We start from the raw sequence: 19,861 nt of genomic DNA, 5'->3' as shown, positions 1-19,861 counted from the left end.
TTCTCTTTTCAAAAAACAAGAACTAAATATAGGAATTAATAATATGAAATTCCATTTTAAATTAATGGTAAAATAGGTTATAATAAAATAGATATCTGTAAAAATAATAAATAAAATTTAGAAAAAACTAGAATATCCTAGTTTTTTCTGAGATTATAGGGAGGATTATATGAAAAGCAATATAAGATTTTTTATGCTTCTAATTATGATAATTATGTTCTTAGTTATTATACCACCTACATTTGCTGTTGATATAACTAAAGATGATGTCAATACTGATACTAAAGAAGCCATAAATAGACTTAAGGCCTTTGATATAGTAGAGGGTAGAGAAGATGGCAAATATCATCCAGAAGACAATATAACTAGAGAAGAACTGGTTAAGATAGTGGTAAAATTGTTGGGATATGAAAATACATCAAGTCTATTTAATCAAAATCCAAAATTTAATGATGTGGAAAAGGATAGTTGGTCATCTAATTATATAAATATAGCAGTGGGTAGTGGATTAGTAAGTGGTTATGGAGATGGAACTTTTAAGCCAAAGAAAAATGTAACCTTTTCAGAAGGAATAACAATAGTCCTTAGAAGTATTGGATATAGAGATATGTATTTGCAAGGACAATGGCCGTCTAACTATATAGTAAAAGCAGCAGAGATGGGGTTATTAAAGGGGATATCATTAAAGTATGATGAGGATTTAAACAGAGGACAAGTAGCCCTTATAATAAATAGAATACTTGAAGAAAATATGTTAAGTAGTATTGAAGGGGGCAGTAAAACCGTAATATCTGATAAGACTCTTATGGAAGAAGAACTTGGACTATATAAGTTGGAAAATGTAGAGATACTTGGAACTGAAAATATTAGAGATAATCAGGTTGTAAATGTGAGGTTTAACGGGGATATATCATATAATGGATATAGCTTTGATAAAAATGAGCAAGAGCATTTTAAAATAACCGATGATAGCTTAGTCATGGAGGGAGAGTATATAAATATATATGTTAATAAAGATAAGGAAATAATATATACTGATCATATAGGTATGGACAATGATGCTGTCCAAGGTGCTGAAAATCATGAGATAGTCAATGGATATACCGATAAACCATTTAATAAAATAAAACTGTCATCTATGGACAAATTTTTAGATATAGATGATAGTGCTAATATATATATTAATTCTGAGAAAATAAATAAAAGGAATTATGATAAATACTTAAGAAGGGGACAAGCTGGATTATTCTCAGTAAAGGATGACAGCCTGACCTATGGAAAAATATTTGACTTTGATAGTAAAAATTTATATGTGAACAATGTAAATGTAGAAGAAGGGGTTGTAGAATTTATAGATGCAAAAAATGGTGATAAAGGACGGATAGACTTTGAGAATAATGGATATGATGTATATCTTCTTAATAATAGCGGGAAAAAGCATATAAAATATAGTGATATAAAAAAGGGAGATATTATAAACACAATAAAAGGGGATAATAGGGATATAATGTATGTACTTAGATATAGAAAGGTAGGAGTTTTAGGGAAAGTTAAAGGTGGTATCAATGGATATGACATATCCATAACCCTTAAAAATATTAATGGGGAATTGAGATTTGCAGATGAGTTTATATACTCATATAATAATGGTGAAAAGATAGATAATATAAAAGATAGAACGGTATATGGAGCTAGGGTATTGCAAGAATTTTATAATCAGAATGTAAAGTTATCTACAGATTTAAAGGGAGATATAGTTTATATAGAGGGAAACTTAAATATTAAGCTAGGATTATACGGTGTTTTAGTTAGGTATGGAGATGCCTTAGATGGAGAGATACAAATATATGGTGAAAATGGGAAAAGAAAAGTTTATGCTTTCGAAGATTATCAGGAGTATGATAGACTTAAAGAGTATACTGATAGGGGAAATATAATAAAATATTCCATAGGAAAGTCAGGGAAGCTAAAAAATATGTCTTCTAGATTAGAGAATGATGTATTTGAAACATTTGATACAAAAAAAATACTAGCAGGGGATGATTTTGGTGAAGACTATATTATAATAGATGATAATAAATATAAAGTAGATAATGATACTGTTATATTTGACTATACTGGTCATAACCCTTATTCAGTAAAAGTGATAAAATGGAATACTCTTAAAAACAATGAAGTATTAGAAGACGTTGAAGTTATCATGGACGAAGAAGATGGTGTATTAAAGATGTTAACCATATGGGATAACATAAATGGAATACAAAATAAAATGAATATAGGATATGTTATAGATAGCTATAATCTAGGAGAAGATAGATATGCTGATATAAGGAACAGCGAGGGAAAGGTCTTGACTTATAAAATAAGTAAAGATAATAGAGCCTCAGTTGTAATAGGTAGAGTTATATTATATCAATTAAATGGAGGTAATCAGTTGGAGATATCTCCAATAGCCAAGGTTGGAGACTTTAAAACCGTATCTGGTACTGTTACCTCTATAGATAGTAGATATATAGAGGTAGGAAATGAAATATATAGACTTGATGATAATGCTGAGGTATTTAGATATACCGATGATATAAGCCTAAGTAAGATATCCCGTGGAGATTTGGTGACAGTTGGCATAGAAGAGGATAAAGTTAAAATGATAGAGTTATCGGGGACTAAATTTGGAAATGACTTGGAAGATGGAAAATTGTTAGATATAGATTTTGACGGTACAGATATTATATTTACAATAGAAGTAGATGGGGATGAGATTATTTATTATGGGGATGAAAACGTAGATTATATTATAGATAATGATTATATAGATATAGATGATATATATATGAGTACAACAGAGGCCTTTATGGATTATTTAGGAAGTAAAGAACCATATATTAGATTTTATTATGATGATGAGACAAGTACCATATATGATATATTTGTTAAATAGTAGATAGTTTTAAAAATCAAAAAAAAATGATACAATATCATTAGCTTACAATTAGAGAGGAGAAACCTATGAATAATAGAAAAAAAATAAAAATGCCTAAAGAGGTACATGAATATTTATGGACAAGATATCTTCCAGAGACAACATATAAGATGTATATAATGATAGGATATCTTCAGACTGAAAATATTAAAGGAAAAAAAGCTACTAGAACCCTTTTAAATGCTAATTTAAAGGATGAAAATAGTGCTTTTCAAGTTATAGAAGAGAAAAAAAGGATATTAAATAAATTGGGATATAAATATCCTACTAATAGAAAAGAGGACCTTAAACTTTTAATAGATTTTAAGCTTATAAAAATAGGAAAAGATAAAGATGACAATATTGTCTATGTTTATAATCTACCAGTTTTAAGGCCACAAGAGGTATTAGATATAGACGATGAAGAAATAAAAAATCTTGAAAATATTAAATTTGAGCTAAAGCATCAAGAGGATATAAATATGTTTCTTACTTTACTTATAAATAATAATGGAAATTTAATGTCATCGGTATCCTATATAATTGATACAATAAATAGTAAGATAACGGATATAAGGGATATATTAAGATACTTAGCAGATGAAGGTTCTATAAATATAACATCAGATAAAAATATATCTAAATTAAAGAAAAGTGATAAGGTCTATATAAAAATAAATAGGGAAATATTTGAGGAAAAAAGATTTGTATTAGAAGATTAGCTTCACATTTTGTGGAGCTTTTTTAATGTAAAATATATAGGAAATTCAATGTATTAAAAATTATGCCGATAATATAAAAAAGGAGTCGTAATATTAAAATACTAAGGAGGTTTTTTATTTGGATAAAAAGTCTAAGATAGCTCTATATACAGTAATAATAATGTTGTTTAATATTATATTTTTTAATGTACCAATATTCGCTAATAATATTAGCAGTAATAAAGTTATACATTTAATATATACCGACAAAAAGGTAATAAAAAAAGGAGATAAAAATATTGATTATGATATACCATATATAAATATAAAGTATAATAATAGCTATGATGTAGATAAAGAAAAACTTAATGAAATACTTATTACAGCAAATAATCAATATTTAGAAAATAATAAATTTAAAGATTTTGAAGTTGATAAGACAAAGGGAATTATCAAACTTTCTTTAAAAGATAGTCCCTTATATGGAGACAAAGCTAGAGAAAATCATTTAAGATTACATAGTTTATATACCATTTATATTCCCAAAGGACTTTTTAAGGACGGAGACGAAGTAATAGATAGTTTTGGATATTCATTTGTAACAAGGGGACAAACTCAAAAAGAAAATGACATAATAAAAAAAGTTTATCCATCTAATGATAGCCATAATATAGATAACACTGATATTATAGGATTTAACTTTATAAGCAATATAAGTACTGATGATATAAGGGATAAAATACATATATACAAAAAATCCATGATTAAAGATGATTATTATAAACGAGATAGTATAGATAGCTATAATATAGATAATTATAATGATACTTTAATAGTAAGACCAAAGTCAGGCAAACTAAATGATTTTACCCAGTATAAGGTCATACTAAAAGAGAAAGCTGTATACCTTAAAAGTGATACCAATAGTAAAATATATAATGATAAAATAAGTCTAGTATTTTATACAGATAACTTTATTGATTATACAAGACCTTCAAATAAATCAAGTAATGCATCGGTTGATGAAAATATAGAATTTCATTTTAAATATCCAATAGAACTTTTAGATAAGGATAAAATCACCATAACATCAGATGGAGAGGAATTTGCTGTTAAAGATAAGTATCTCGGAGATGACAAAAGAACACTAGTATTAGATATAGATGATAATTACAATGATAAGGATTATCACCTAAGGAGGGATACAGAGTACACTGTTAAAATTGAAAAAGATGCATTAAAACTAAAGGATTATAAAAATGCTATAGAGAATAAATATTTTTATAATAGTGATATATATATTGACTTTAAAACTAGAGGTGAAGGAAAGGGGCCTAACCCCATAGCCTATTCATCAAGTTTATCTATGGATGATGATATAAGATATTTGTATAGAAGAGGAAATAATAATTATTCAAAATTAAAACCTGATGATAGTATATATATAAAATTTGATAGAGATATAGCTAGAGATGATAATAAAGGGGCTTCTATTAAAGATAGTGTTAAGTTATATAGGATACTAAATCCAAAACAATCAATATATGATGAAACAAATTATATAAAGGATAAGTTGGTTGAGTTTTATACAAATGGGGATGACATGATCCCTGCCAATATTGATGAAACTAAGTTAGAAGGGAAAACTAGTATAGAGAAACATAAATTAATTGAAGATATTAATTTATATGAAATTCCAATTAGGGAAATTAAAATAGTAAATAAAGATATATTAAGGATAACTCCTAGATATAATTTAGATAGCCTTATGAAGTATAAAATATTTATAGATAAGGAATCTTTAGAAGATATAAACGGATATAACGTAGATAGAGATATAGAGTTTTCATTTTGGTGTGATAGGTCAGATAAAAAGGAAAATGTAGAAGTTAGGGATGTAGTGTTTGGAGATGATAAGGTAACTTTGAAGATAGATGGACATATAAGACCAAAAGCTGATGATATTACTATAGACAATAAAAAAACATATGATATATATAGTGAGAATAGAATAAGTTATAACTCATTAAATAATATAAAGATCTTAGATATATATAATAATATTGAGCAGGTAGATATATCTAAGATTCAATTTAGATATAATTATTATGGAGATAATAAAGAAACAATTATAGAGATATTTCCCAAAGAAGGGTTTGGGAGTGGTAGATATTATGAACTTTATATACCAGAAGATACGTTAGAGACCCCTCATCAGAATAGTTTAGATGTTATTAAAAAAAATTATAGAACCGATGGAAATATAAATGATGATAATAATGCTACAGATTTAAATAATAAAAACAGTGTATCTGTGCTTCAATTATATAAAGATGGATATCATGATTTTTCAATATATGGATATAACTTTAATGAATCTATAGAAAAAGTACAACTCATACCAAAATCAGGACGTGTAGTAGATGAGGGGTTAGAAAAAATTGAAATAGATAGAGAGGATATAGAGTTTATAAGCGTAAATGAGATTAAAGTAAAGATAAGGGGAGAAAATGGAGATAAGTTATCTAAAGAAATTTATACTGGAAGTTATAATATAGAGTTGTATTTTGATAATGATCCAAAACTAAAACTTCCAGAAGATGAAACCTTTAATGTTATATCAAAAGGAGCACCCCACGAAGTTTATAGAATTCCAGAAGATGATGACGATGAATTAGATGAAGAAGAGTTAGGACTTAATATAAATCCCATAAAGATAGATGGAGAAGATAGATATTTTATTAAAATAGTATATGAGGACATAGATCATACCCTTGAATTTAATGATGACTTCCGAAACGGACTTAAAAAAATAAAGGAAAGTTCATCAATTCCAGATAATATTATAGATATAGGATTTATAGATGGGATTTTGGATAAGGAAGAGCCCATTATTAAAGAGTATATAGATAAATATATATTTAAAAGTGAAAAAGAAGATAAGAAAGCCCTATTTATACCAGTAAAGAATATAAAGTCAAATACTAAATATACCCTAAATATAAAATCAGGGATTATAATGAATGATAGCTTAGAAAAATATAATAGGGAAATACTTGGTTGGACTTTTAAAACCATGGCCATTCCAGATTTCAATAAAGACGATGTGATGGTTAAAAGTGTTGTTGAGGATTATAATTATAAAGAGCCAATAATAATATATGGAAATAACTTTTCATCTTCTGTTAATGTATATTTTGATGATGAAGAGGCATATGATGTGAAGTCTAAGACAGATAATGATAATAATAAATACTTAGAAGTCTATCTTCCTAAATATAGACTAAATCCAGGGCTTTATGACATATATATAGAAAATGATAATAATCATAAAAAAGTTAAAGCTGGTATTTTAAGTGTTGTTAAAGAGGGGGAATATATTCCTAAAGAGGATATAAGGGAAAATGATAATAATAAAGAAGGTATGTTAATAGAGAAGATTTCTCAAAATGAAACTATTTTAATATTAGATGATAGATATACAAATGGAGATGATATTAAAATGAATTTAGATCATCTAATGGGAGAGAATACATTGGTTAGAAAGATAAAATTTGAAGATGATAAAGGAGATATAGATGAGTTTGATATCCTTTCTAAATGGGGTGATATATATATAGAGGACATAGAGTTTGAATCAGATGATGAAGATGCTATGTTACAAGTGGGAAAGGTAAGCCCTATGGTTGAAACTTCTATTAGAAATAAATTAATAGGTGAAACCATTATATCTGATATTATAGCAGTTGAGACCAAAGATTTAGTATTTGACTTTTTAACTGTTACAATAACCCCTAAGGCTGAAATAGGACAAGGTATTATAGTACTTAGATATGATATAAATAAAAGAAGATTTGAAAGGGTTAATAACATTGATGTAACAATATCAAATAATAAGGTTGAATTTTTAAGTTATAAGCCAGGAATATTTGTGATATTAAGAAAAAGTAATTTATAATGTATTGAAGGAAAATAGTGGATGATGTATAATTGATATATAATTAAAAAAAGGAGGTATAAAATTGAGGAAATTTAGTAAAAAGACATTGGCAATTTTGATAACGATTATAGTTTTTTCATCATTGTTTACGGTAGTATATGCAGCAGGTGGATATAAAACTGTAAAGGCATGGATAGGTGGTATATCCATATATAATAATGGTGCAATGGTAAGTGGAGCAAAGGAACCTGTTATAATAGAAGGAAGTACCTATGTTCCCCTTAGGATGATGGCTAATATTTTTGATAAAGACATAAAATGGGATGGAAGGACAAGAAGTATAAGTATAACCAATAAACCAGGTTCTACAGTAATGGAGTTAATGCAAAAGTTAGCTGACAAGGATAGACAAATACAGATTCTTGAAGCAAGGATAAAAAGTTTAGGCGGTGGCAGTTTAGATGACCTAGAGAAGAAACTAGATAATGATTATGATGAATATAAGGATGTAAATTTTGATATTAACTTAAGTGGAGATAAAGATAATATTAAATTAAAGATAGAAGTAGATTTAGACAAGGATAAAAGTGAGTGGAGGGATTTATCAGACGATGACATAGAGGATTATATAAAAGATATAATCGATGATATAGATGATGTATTTGATGATGCTGATATAGAAGGATACATAAAAGATGAAGATAGTAATGATAAATTAGTTAAATTTGATAAAAAACATAATAAAAGTCTAGATATTGATATGGATGTTGAAGATAATGAAGATCTAGACGATTTAGAAAAAGAGTTAGAAGATGACTATGATAGTTATAAAAGTATAAAATTTGATATTAATCTAGATGGAGACGAAGATGATATAGAAGTTGAAATAACAGTGGATTTAGATAAAGATGAAGATGATTGGAAAGATTTGGATTATGATGATATAAAAGACTATATAAAAGACATAGTAAAAGATATAGAAGATGAGTTTGATGATGCTGATATAGAAGGTTATATAGAAGATGAGGATAGTAACGATAAGCTAGTTGAATTTAAAAAAGATGATGGAAAAGACTTAGATATTGACTTAGAAGATAGTGATATTATATCAAGAGATGACCTAAATGATCTTAAAGATTATTTAAATAAAAGATATGACAATTATAAAAGTGTAAAATTTGAATTATACCCCACTGAAAAAGATGGAGATATAGAGGTGAAAATATATACAGATTTATCTAAATATGGGGACGATTGGGAAGATCTAGATGATGATGATATAGAAGATTATGTAGATAAGGTTGTAGATAAGGTTAATGATGAATTTAAAGGAATAGATGTAAAGGGATATATAAAAGATGAAGATGAAAATGATAAATTAGTTGAATTTGAGAAAGAAGATGGAAAAGATTTAGATGTGGACATAGAGGAATCTAATAACGATAAAAAGGATTTAGATGATCTAGAGAAAAAGTTAGATGATGATTATGATAAGTATAAAGATATAAGATTCGATATAAAATTATCTGGAGATGAAGATGATATAAAGGTAAGGATAGAGGCAGATTTAGATAAGTATGATGATGAGTGGGAGGATTTAGATAGGGGAGATATAAAAGATTATATAGAAGATATAATAAAGGATATAGAAGATGAATTTGATGATGCCGATATAGAAGGATATATAAAAGATGAGGATAGTCATAAAAAAGTTGTTGAATTTGATAAGAAAGATGGCCATAGATTAGATATTGATATTGATGATATTGATGATAAGGATGATGACGATGACGATGACGATGACGATGGTAAGCTTGAAAAAGGGGATGGAGAAGGACCTATGTAATAAAAAAAGACCTGTTACAGGTCTTTTTTTATTACTTCCATTACAAATACAATACAAATCCTATTTATTACTTTAAAAAGATGTATAATAGTGTTAAAATGTAAGTTGAAATAATATAAGTAGGAGGAAAAAAATGAAAAATATTTTAGGTAATATTTTCAATATACATGATTCAAAACTGAAAAAAATAAAAAAAAGAGTAGACAATATATTGGATTTAGAAAATAAGATAAGTGGGTTAACAGATGAAGAACTTAAAGCTAAAACTACTGAATTTAGAGAAAAATTAAAATCTGGTGAGGATTTAGATAATATCTTAGAAGAAGCTTTTGCCGTGGTTAGGGAAGCTTCATATAGGGTTCTTGGTATGAAACATTTCCCTGTTCAACTTATGGGGGGGATAGTATTACATGATGGGAATATAGCTGAAATGAAGACTGGAGAAGGCAAGACATTAGTTTCCACTTTACCGGCATATTTAAACGGATTATCAGAAGATAGTGTTTTTATTGTCACAGTTAATGAATATTTAGCCTCTAGAGATAGAGAAGAGATGGGAAAAGTTCACGAATTTTTAGGTCTTAAAGTAGGACTTATAAAAAGGGAAATGACTCCAGCAGAGAAAAAGGAAGCATATAGTTGTGATATAGTCTATGGAACCAATAGTGAGTTTGGTTTTGATTATCTAAGGGATAATATGGCCGTTATAAAAGATAATGTGGTTCAAAAAAATAGGAATTTTGTAATAATAGATGAAGTTGATAGTGTATTAATAGATGAAGCAAGGACACCCCTTATAATATCAGGACAAGGAAATAGACCTTCTCAATATTATATGACTGTTGATAAGTTTGTTAGAAGTCTTAAAGAAGAAGATTATGATATAGATTCAGATAAAAATTCTGTAAACTTAACAGAATCTGGAATGGATAAAGGGGAAAGGGTATTTAACTTAGAGAATATAGCTGATATAGAGAATATCGAGTTACTTCATCATATAAGGCAAAGTCTCCATGCCCATAATATGATGAAAAGAGATCAGGATTATGTTATAAAGGATGGGGAAGTGGTTATAGTAGATAAGTTTACAGGGAGACTTATGCCTGGAAGAAGATATAGCAAAGGATTACATCAGGCCATAGAGGCTAAAGAGGGACTTGACATACAAAAAGAGTCCAAGACTGTAGCAACAATAACATATCAAAATTATTTTAGAATGTTCGATAAGGTAGCAGGAATGACTGGAACTGCCTATACTGAAAGGGAAGAATTTAAAAGTATATATGGTATGGATGTATATGTTATACCGACTAATAAACCTACAATTAGAAAAGATAGTAATGATATAATATATATGAATAGAAGAACTAAGTTTAAATCTATAGTCCAAGAAATAGAGAAAAGACATAGAAAAGGACAACCTGTACTTGTAGGAACTATATATATAGATGAATCGGAAAAAATAAGTGATATGTTAAAAAAGAGAAGTATTAAACATGAATTATTAAATGCCAAACAAGATGAAGATGAAGCCAATATAATAGCCGCTGCAGGGGAGAAAAATGCTGTTACAATAGCTACAAATATGGCTGGTAGAGGTACAGATATAAAACTTGGAGAAGGGGTATCCGAACTTGGAGGCTTATTTGTTATAGGAGCCGAGAGACATAATTCGAGGAGAATAGACAATCAGCTAAGGGGAAGGGCTGGAAGGCAAGGGGATCCAGGGGAGTCTCAGTTTTTCATATCACTAGAGGATAGTTTATTTGAAGGGTTAGGAGATGAACGGATAGAAAAGATGAAAAAGACCTTTGAAAAGTATTCTGATTCAGAAGAGGAAGGACTTCAAAATAAAATACTATCATCCCTTGTGGAGAGCACTCAAAAGAATATAGAATCAATAAACTATAGTATTAGAAAGAATACATTAGAGTTTGATCAGATATTAAATAAACAAAGAGAAACCATATACAATGAAAGAAATAAGATATTAAATGGAGAAGATATGGGGGACTTTATAGTTACAATAATTGAAGAATCCATAATAAAGGCTGTTGATCATTATACTATGGAAGGGAGTTATCCTGAAGAGTGGGACCTAAAAGGTCTTGAAAATTATTTAAAAAGTAGTCTTGGATTTAAAGATGAAATTAATTTTAAAGATTTACCATTAGAAGAAATAGAGAAGTTGGATAGAGAGACTATAAAAAAGAATATTATAGATAAAGGTTTAAATATATATAATGAAAAGAAAGAGAAAATAGACAAAAATAGTTTCAAATATATTGAAAGATTAGTTCTTATGAGGAATATAGATAAAAAGTGGATGGAACATTTAGATGTGATAGAACAATTAAGACAAGGAATAGGTTTTCAAGGAGTTGGAGGTGATAAACCAATAAGGATATTTAATAGAGAGGCTTTTAACCTATTTGAAAATATGTATACAGAAATAGCAGAGGCTACAATAAAACATATTTTTAGTCTTGTAACTAAGGAGGAAATAGTAAAAGAAGAAAAGAAAAAAAATGAAAAGGATAGACGACAGAGGATACTTGATTTAGAAGATAAGTATAAGGTAAACAGAAAACAATTACCAAATATTCCTGCGAATTTACCATCTATAAAGTTTAATGTTAATATAAATGCCACAGATAAAGTTAAAGGTAAGATTTCTCTTTATTATTTAGAAAACGGATATGAGGAGAAGGTGAAAGGCTATGACGGGGAACTTCTAATAGAAGGAGCATTTCCAGTTGAATTACCAAAACCGAAAGACAAAAATTGGGAAAAGGGATGGTATCAAGTTAAAGTTTTTGTTCTTGGAGAAGAGGCTTCAAATATTAACTTTATTGTTACAGATGAAGTGGATCTTAATGAATTAGATAAAAAGAAGAGTAGCGATATAGATATTAGTAAGATTAGATTTTTCTCTAAAGCTCAACAAAATATATCTTTTAATGTGGAAATAAAAGATAGTAATAAAGGGAAAATACAGGGAGCTATTTTATATAGAAATAAGTCTATAATCAAATTTGAGGCACCTATTAAAGATAATAAAGTAAAAATAAATATAGAAAAACCTAAAAATGGATGGCCTGAGGGGATGTATCAACTTATCCTTAATGTTGGTGATAAGAATATGGCAATACCATTTATAGTAGCAGAAGAAGTAAATAGAGAAGATGAGCATATATCTATTCCTATAAATATAAACTTAGAAGGGGAAGATATTTCCTCAGTAAAGCTAAAGGGACAGTTTATAGATATAGATAAATCAAGGGTTATGAAAAATATTTCAATTGAAATAAAGAGTTCAAATAAATTTAATATATCTATAAATAAACCAGAAAAGGGATTTTCCCCTGGAAGATATCAGTTTAGGATAGGAAATAAAAATGAGCTTATATATACTAAAAATTTTATTATAAAATAGAAAGGATGATATAAAATGAAAAATAAGGTTATGGTGTTTGTTATGGCCGTTTTTATGATAGTATCCATTGGACTAACAAATGTCAAAAATGTGGAGGCAGAAAATGATATTAGAAATATGAACTTTAGCTTAGAAGAGGCCAAGGACTATGCCATTGAAAATAGTAAAGACATAAAGCTTACAGATATTGAGATAGAAAATGCTAATACACAAAGAAGACAACAGCTAAAAAGGATAGAAGATTTGGAGGATGCTCAAGATTTAGCTAATAAAGGATTTATACCTATGTCAATGCAAGATAGCTTATATGGCTATGACGTTGAAATAACAAAAGAACTTACTCCCGATAGACTAAATATGGCTATAGAACTTGCTGAAAAGGGTAAGGAATCCACTATAGAACAAACTAGGTTAGGTGTAGAAAAGCTATATTATGAAGTGAAAAAAATGGAGAATCTTATAGATATACAAAGAGAATCTATAGAACGGGCTAAGGATCAACTTAAAATAGCTAAGTCCAAATTAAAAAATGGGGTAGGAACAGAGGTTGCTGTAACCATGGCGGAAATAAATTTATCCGATTTAGAAATAGAACTTGATAATTTAAATATAGGTTATAATTCAGCTAGGATGAATTTAAATAAGTTATTAGGACTTCCTGTAAATACAGAACTTACATTGACTTCGGAAGTTGAATTTGAAAAGTTTAAAGACATCGGGGCTGAAGAGATCGTTATGAAGGCATATGAGGATAGAATGGATATGTATCAAGTTAAAAAGAAATATGAATTTACCCTTAGAGAAACAGAAATAAATAAGAAATTTTATGATAAATATACTTATCCATACAAATATCAACAATATAATTTAAATAAAGCACAAATTAACCTTGATAATAAGAAAACAGATATAGAAATAGAGGTAAAGCTTGATTTACAAAAACTTAATAGTCTTGAAAATGAAATCAAGAAGTATGATAATAATATAAAAAAAGTAGAAGAAAATTTAAGGATTGCTAAAGTAAAATATGAAAATGGATTAGGGATACTACAAGACGTATTAGATGCTGAGAACACCCTTAAGAAGGCTAAATTTCAAAAGGTAACTGGTATATATAGTTATATGAATCTTAAAGGAAAGTTAGAATCATATTTGGAGTAAGTTATAATAATAGTAAAGGGATTAACTATTTACAAATTAACTATAAAGATATATAATATATATGGTGTTAATATAATATAAAAAATCAAGTAGTAAATACTACTTGATTTTTTAACAATAATAGTTAACGTATGTACAATTAATATATAAAACATATTTATATTATATATTTAGGAGAGTGGTATAATTGGGTAAAGCTAAAAGACTTTTCGAAAGCTATAATTGGATAGGACCTATAGCGGGTAAGACTATAATAGAGCTAAAGAAGACTGCTGATATTTTAGAAGAGGTCCATAAGACTTTCTTTGATAAGTTTCATATGTCAGCCACTAAATTCAATTTATTAGTAATTCTTTATAGTGATTCAAAAAAAGAACTAACACTATCGGAAATAGGAGAGGAGATGTTAGTTACAAAATCAAATATAACAGGACTGATAGATAGATTGGAAAACCAAGGGTATGTTAGGAGGGAAAGAAGTAGCAAAGATAGAAGGAAGGTAATAGCTATGATAACTAAAAAAGGAATGGAAGCAACTAAAAATATAATAAATGAGTATAAAGATTGGTCTGCTGAAACAATGACTATGTTAAATGACTATGAAAAGGAGAATCTTATAGCATTGTTAGGTAAAATGCAAAGAGGATTAGTATAACAAATTCAACTGGGGAGGTAATAAAATGAAGTTTACTAAAAGAGCAATAGTATTATTAAGTATCATAACATTATTGACTTATAGCACTGAGACATTTGCTTTTTACTATGATAAGGATAAGTCTACTGAAGAAGTAAAAGATGTAGAATCTAAAGTGGATTTTTCTAATTTATCTGTTGAGGACGCTGTTTTAGTTGGTCTTAGAAATAGTATAGATTTAAAAAAAGTAAAAAACCAGATAGAGTTAAGTAAAGTTTCTGAAGATAGGGCAGAGTATTTGTCAGGGGAAATAGAAGATGGTTCAGATCTATTGGAGCGAGGAAAACAAACAATAAATAAAAAGGAGAAACAACTTAATAGTGCTGAAAAACAACTGGAAAATGCTAAAAACAGTTTAAATTCAGGAATAGTTTTTCAGGATATACAATTACCAAATGGAGGAGAGATTAAAGCTGGAACTAACTTAAATGATTTACAACTTCCAGATAGTATGAAACATCAGATTGTTTCAAAGTTAGAAAGTGGATTAGACCAAAAAGAGGAACAACTTAAAAATAGTAAAGAGTTATTAAACTCTAAAAAGGAACAATTAGATGGTGGACAATTATCTTTAATAAATTCCCTTCAAGCAGCAGGTAGTACATTATCGAATAAATTAAATTTCGATAGTTTAGGTTCTTTTGGAGCAGAATCAACCTCTGAAATAATGACTGTTATGGCTAATATATCATATGAGGTAACATTAGCATCATATGATATGTATAAAAATCAAATAGCTATGCTCATTAAGAAAAAATATTTTGATGTATTAAAGGCTCAAAATATACTTGATATAAAGAAAAAGGCTCAAGATAGAGGAGCTAAGCAATATGAGTTTGCAAAGGCTGGATATGAAGAAGGAATGAAGGCCAAAGATGACATGCTACTTGCTAAAACATATTATAAAAAGACCCAAATTGAATATACAAAAGCAAAAGGGGATCTTAAGCAAGCTTTAATAGAACTTAAAAAGGTCATGAACATTTCTCTAGACAAAGAAGTTAATATAGTAGATGTTTCCTATGATATAAATGAGGCACCTGATATAGACAAAGGTTTAAAAATGGGATTAGAAAATAGATTGGAAATAAAAAAAGCGATTGGAGAAATGGTTGTATATAACTTGAATTTCCAATTGGCGGAGAAAAAATATACCCCCAAGACTTTCCAATATAAAGAAGCTAAACTTCTAAAAGAAAAAAATATATTAAATTATGATAAAATACAGGTTGATGTTGAAAGCTCAATAAGAGAATCTTTTGATAGGTTAAATACTGTAAGGGAAATGCTTAAAAATACAGAGGGTATGTTAAATGCAGTAAAAGAAAATCTTGAAATAGCAGAGTATAAATATAAAGAAGGTTTTGGTGTAGAAACTCAGATGCTTAAAAAACTTGATTTAGAATCTTCAGCTGGTACTATAGTTGAAGTACTAGCAGCTGAGGAAAAACTAGCAGAAGTGGAGGAGAGTATAGTAGAAATAATACATGGATATAACCTTGCTAAAGAAAAATATTATAATGATATAGCTAAATATACTTATTAAATATAAAATTAAGGAGTGATTATATGAAAAAAACAAATAAAAAAATAATATCACTATTATTTATAGTATTGCTCACTAGCATATTTACCTTTGGTTGCACATCACAGAAAAAGGACAGTGAAGCAGTGGGGTTATTTGATGGCAATAGTGAAAATATAGTAACTGGAAGTATAGAAGCTAAAGAGGTAAGTGTAAATACCAAAATTCCTGGTAGAATAAAAAAACTTAATATAGTAGAAGGGGATGAAATAAAGGGTGGAGATATTCTAGTACAGATATCTAGTGATGAAATAGAAGCGAAAAAAGAGCAGGCCGAAGCAGTTATAAAGGCAGCAAGAGCTAGTTATGAAGCAGCAGAGGGTCAAGTAACGGCGGCAAAATCAATGTTAGATAAGGCCCAAAATGGTGCTAGAAAACAAGAAATAGCCCAAGCACAGGAATATGTTAATTTAATGGAAAAAACCTATGAGAGGGTTAAAAAGCTTTATAAGAAGGGAGCAGTTTCAGCCCAAAAAAAGGATGAGGTTAGTACTCAACTTAAAGTTGCCAAAGAAAAGCTAAGTATGGCTAAAGAAGGAGCTAGAAGTGAAGATATAAATGGAGCACAAGCTTTGGTTGCTCAAGCACTTGCCATGAAACAAGCGGCATCGGGAAAGTTAGAACAGGCAAAGGGTGCTCTACAAGAGGTAGAGGCTTATCTTAAAGACACAAAAATAAAATCACCTATTAATGGTTCTATTACGGCATTAAATGCCAACGAAGGGGAACTTGTATCTACAGGAATGTCCATAGCTACCATAACTGACTTTGAAAATACATGGGTTGAGATAAATATTGAAGAAACTAAATTAGATAAAATATCTTTAAACGATGAGTTGGAAATTAAGATATCAAGTTCGCCTGACAAAGTATTTAAAGGAAAGGTCGTTCATATAAACAGAAAACCTGATTTTGCAACTAAAAGGGCTACCAATGATAATGGAGGATTTGATATAGTAACTTATGGGGTAAAAATAAAAATAGATAATAAAGATAGATTATTATTACCGGGTATGACAGCTTTTGTTAAATTACCTAAGTAGGGAGTGTTAATAATGATAAAGAGTTTTAGGTGCTCTTTTTTGGAAGAAATAAAAAAAATGGGAAAGGGAAAAATAACCGTACTAGTTCTTTTTATAATACCTATATTAGGAAATCTTCTTTTGGGATATCAGTTTAAAGAGGGACATTTAAAAGATATATCGTTGGCGATATATGATCAAGATAATTCATCTTTGAGTAGAATGATAATCGATGAATTTAATGCCAATGAAACCTTCGATATTAATTATTATGTAAATAGTGATAAAGAAATTAAGAGACTATTTAAAAATGGAGAAATAATGACTGCTATGGTTATACCTAAAGACTTTAATAAAGACATATTAAAGCTTAATGATACTAAAATTTTGATGATATATGATGGCAGCCATATGCCCACATTGAGTGTTGCTAAAGCTAAAGCAAGTGAGATATTGCTTACCATTAAAACTGGTGTATCAATGAAACTAATAGGGGGTAAATTGGGAGTTCATAAAAATATAGTGGAAAATATATCCCAGGCATTGAAATTTAGAACAAGATATTTATATAACCCTACACAGAATTATAAAAACTTTTTCACTATAGGAATGGGAATAGCTATGATACAGTCAGCTATAGCTCTATTAGCAGCATCATCTATATTGAAAAAAAAACTATCTGATAAAAGATTGGATAGAATTGGGTATCAAATAGGTAAAATATTGTTTTATGGATTATTCGGATTCTTATCCATAATGTTAATAATATTTGTTCAAAGAGATATATTGAGCATACCATTTAGAGGGAGTATTTTTGATAGTGCAATAATGAGTATCCTCTTATCTTTTTCTGTTTCTAGTTTCGGTGTTATGATATCTTCTATAATACCTGATAAAATGATAGCAACAACTATAAATGCGGTTATATTTGTTCCCAATACAATAATGATAGGATATACTTGGCCTGTTTTATCAATGCCAATTGCTTATAGAAAGGTGTCTTCATTTTTTCCATATTACCATTATGCTGATAATATAAGAGATATGTTTCTTAAGGGAACAGAAATAGAAACTATGGTATCAGATATTAATTGGTATTTTGCATTTATATCTATTACAGTTATCATAGGAGCTTTTGGAATATCTATAGGTAAAAAGGACTCAAAAGGAGAGACTACAAAATGCAAAGAAGGTGAAGTTATTGAAGCTTCTTAAATATATAGGACATGACTTAAAAGAGATAATAGGCGATAGGGATGTAATTATAATAATGCTTTTAGGACCAATATTTTTAACATTTCTGTTCGGAGGTGTATATATAAATGATTATTTAGATGATATACCCATTGCAATAATGGATATGGATAATTCATCTATGAGTAGAATGATAATAGATAACTTTGATAATAATGATAGATTTATCGTCAAATATTATCCTTCTACTACGGAGGAATTAAAAAAAGTAATAAATGATAGAAAAGCTCATATGGCAGTTTATATCCCTAAGGATTTTTCACAGGATGTTAAGGGACTAAGAGGATCAGAGGTGGCAATACTAGTTGATGGTACCAATATAGTTATAGGAAATAATGCCTATTCAAAAGCAACTAGTATAATTCAAACTGTGTCAGCAGGAACTCAAATAAAACTTATACAATCTAAGGGACAATTACCTGAGATTGCAGAGAAAACAGTAGTTCCCTTTAACTTTACCGATAGGATACTATATGATCCTAAAATAACATATATGAATTACTTACTTTTTGGTTTTATAGCAGTATTCTTACAACAGGTAACATTTTCTGGTGTTGGTATATCTATTTGTAAAAATGGAAATAAAATGGCCGTGGAGAATCCTATACTTAGAATATTTTCAAGAATAATAGCCAGTGGAATATATTGTTTAATTTCTACTTTTATAGCTATTTTAATAGCTATAAAAGTATTTGAGGTTCCTTTTAATGGAAGCATTCCCCTTGCTTTAGGATTATCTACTATATTTGTGTTAGCCATAAGCCCAATGGCTATTATAATTGCTTCTTTTGTAAAGAAAAAATTAAAATTTGTTCAAATAGCATATATGTTATCACTTCCCACATTTGCAACTTGTGGATATGTATGGACGACAGAACATATCCCAAATATGTTAGTTATAGGAAGCAAAATATTATGGCCCCTTGTGTACTTTGCAAGACCTTTTGATGAAATATTATTTAAAGGAGCAGATTTTAGTGTTATAAAATCTGATTTTTACGGACTAATAATATTTGCAGTAATATGGCTTACTATAGCAATCTGGTTGTTTAAGGTGCGATTTAAAGTTAATTCAAAGCAATCTAGTTAGAAAGACAAGGCTGACTGACCGATCAGCCTTGTTTTTTTACGATTTATTATTGTATAATCAATAATATCTTAAATTGTTAATATTAATTAAAATCACTTGACAATTATTATAATTAAGAATAGAATGAAAACAACTGACTGACTGTTCAGTTTTCAAACAAGGATAAGGAGGAA

General features: G+C 28.6%; 11 protein-coding genes. All 11 read left to right on the top strand.

All coding sequences use genetic code 11. The annotated features are described in order from the left end of the window. Positions 1–169: 169 nt before the first annotated feature. On the top strand, positions 170–2,938 hold the full coding sequence (locus tag V6137_RS02065) for an S-layer homology domain-containing protein (RefSeq protein WP_425446219.1): 2,769 nt from the start codon (positions 170–172) through the stop codon (positions 2,936–2,938). Positions 2,939–3,006: 68 nt separating this feature from the next. Further along, complete coding sequence (locus tag V6137_RS02060; RefSeq protein ID WP_425446218.1) at positions 3,007–3,681, top strand: DUF6042 family protein; 675 nt, start codon at positions 3,007–3,009, stop codon at positions 3,679–3,681. Between the two features lie 118 nt (positions 3,682–3,799). Then, positions 3,800–7,618, top strand: a complete 3,819-nt coding sequence (locus V6137_RS02055) for an Ig-like domain-containing protein (protein WP_425446217.1) — start codon at positions 3,800–3,802, stop codon at positions 7,616–7,618. Positions 7,619–7,682: 64 nt separating this feature from the next. Continuing rightward, on the top strand, positions 7,683–9,446 hold the full coding sequence (locus tag V6137_RS02050; protein ID WP_425446216.1) for a stalk domain-containing protein: 1,764 nt from the start codon (positions 7,683–7,685) through the stop codon (positions 9,444–9,446). Between the two features lie 133 nt (positions 9,447–9,579). Next, positions 9,580–12,882, top strand: a complete 3,303-nt coding sequence (gene secA, locus V6137_RS02045; protein WP_425446215.1) for a preprotein translocase subunit SecA — start codon at positions 9,580–9,582, stop codon at positions 12,880–12,882. 15 nt (positions 12,883–12,897) lie between these two features. Continuing rightward, the gene (locus tag V6137_RS02040; RefSeq protein WP_425446214.1) at positions 12,898–14,043 is read left to right on the top strand and encodes a TolC family protein; all 1,146 of its coding nucleotides are present in this window, start codon (positions 12,898–12,900) and stop codon (positions 14,041–14,043) included. A 187-nt stretch (positions 14,044–14,230) separates the two neighbouring features. Continuing rightward, positions 14,231–14,698, top strand: a complete 468-nt coding sequence (locus V6137_RS02035) for a MarR family winged helix-turn-helix transcriptional regulator (RefSeq protein WP_425446213.1) — start codon at positions 14,231–14,233, stop codon at positions 14,696–14,698. Between the two features lie 25 nt (positions 14,699–14,723). Next, a complete protein-coding gene (locus tag V6137_RS02030) occupies positions 14,724–16,283 on the top strand; it encodes a TolC family protein (RefSeq protein WP_425446212.1) in 1,560 nt (519 codons plus the stop codon). A 23-nt stretch (positions 16,284–16,306) separates the two neighbouring features. After that, positions 16,307–17,365 carry an HlyD family secretion protein gene (locus V6137_RS02025; RefSeq protein ID WP_425446211.1) on the top strand — a complete coding sequence of 353 codons (1,059 nt, stop codon included), beginning with the start codon at positions 16,307–16,309 and terminating at the stop codon, positions 17,363–17,365. Positions 17,366–17,404: 39 nt separating this feature from the next. Then, positions 17,405–18,559: an ABC transporter permease gene (locus tag V6137_RS02020; RefSeq protein WP_425446210.1), complete on the top strand. Its 1,155-nt coding sequence runs from the start codon at positions 17,405–17,407 to the stop codon at positions 18,557–18,559. Then, positions 18,546–19,688 (top strand): ABC transporter permease, encoded by a 1,143-nt coding sequence (locus V6137_RS02015; protein ID WP_425446209.1) that lies wholly within the window; start codon positions 18,546–18,548, stop codon positions 19,686–19,688. The genes V6137_RS02020 and V6137_RS02015 overlap by 14 nt, the downstream gene beginning before the upstream one ends. The last annotated feature ends 173 nt before the right edge of the window (positions 19,689–19,861 follow it).

Origin of the sequence: Dethiothermospora halolimnae (assembly GCF_037577855.1) — a bacterium.
Classification (GTDB): domain Bacteria; phylum Bacillota; class Clostridia; order Tissierellales; family VENL01; genus Dethiothermospora; species Dethiothermospora halolimnae.
Note: the sequence above shows the minus strand (reverse complement) of the source record. Positions and strands in the feature narration are given on the sequence as shown.

Excerpts from the sequence above, each read along its gene's own strand:
- V6137_RS02040 (WP_425446214.1), top strand. The coding sequence starts at position 12,898 with ATGAAAAATAAGGTTATGGTGTTTGTTATGGCCGTTTTTATGATAGTA.
- V6137_RS02030 (WP_425446212.1), top strand. The coding sequence starts at position 14,724 with ATGAAGTTTACTAAAAGAGCAATAGTATTATTAAGTATCATAACATTA.
- V6137_RS02025 (WP_425446211.1), top strand. The coding sequence starts at position 16,307 with ATGAAAAAAACAAATAAAAAAATAATATCACTATTATTTATAGTATTG.
- V6137_RS02065 (WP_425446219.1), top strand. The coding sequence starts at position 170 with ATGAAAAGCAATATAAGATTTTTTATGCTTCTAATTATGATAATTATG.
- secA (WP_425446215.1), top strand. The coding sequence starts at position 9,580 with ATGAAAAATATTTTAGGTAATATTTTCAATATACATGATTCAAAACTG.
- V6137_RS02060 (WP_425446218.1), top strand. The coding sequence starts at position 3,007 with ATGAATAATAGAAAAAAAATAAAAATGCCTAAAGAGGTACATGAATAT.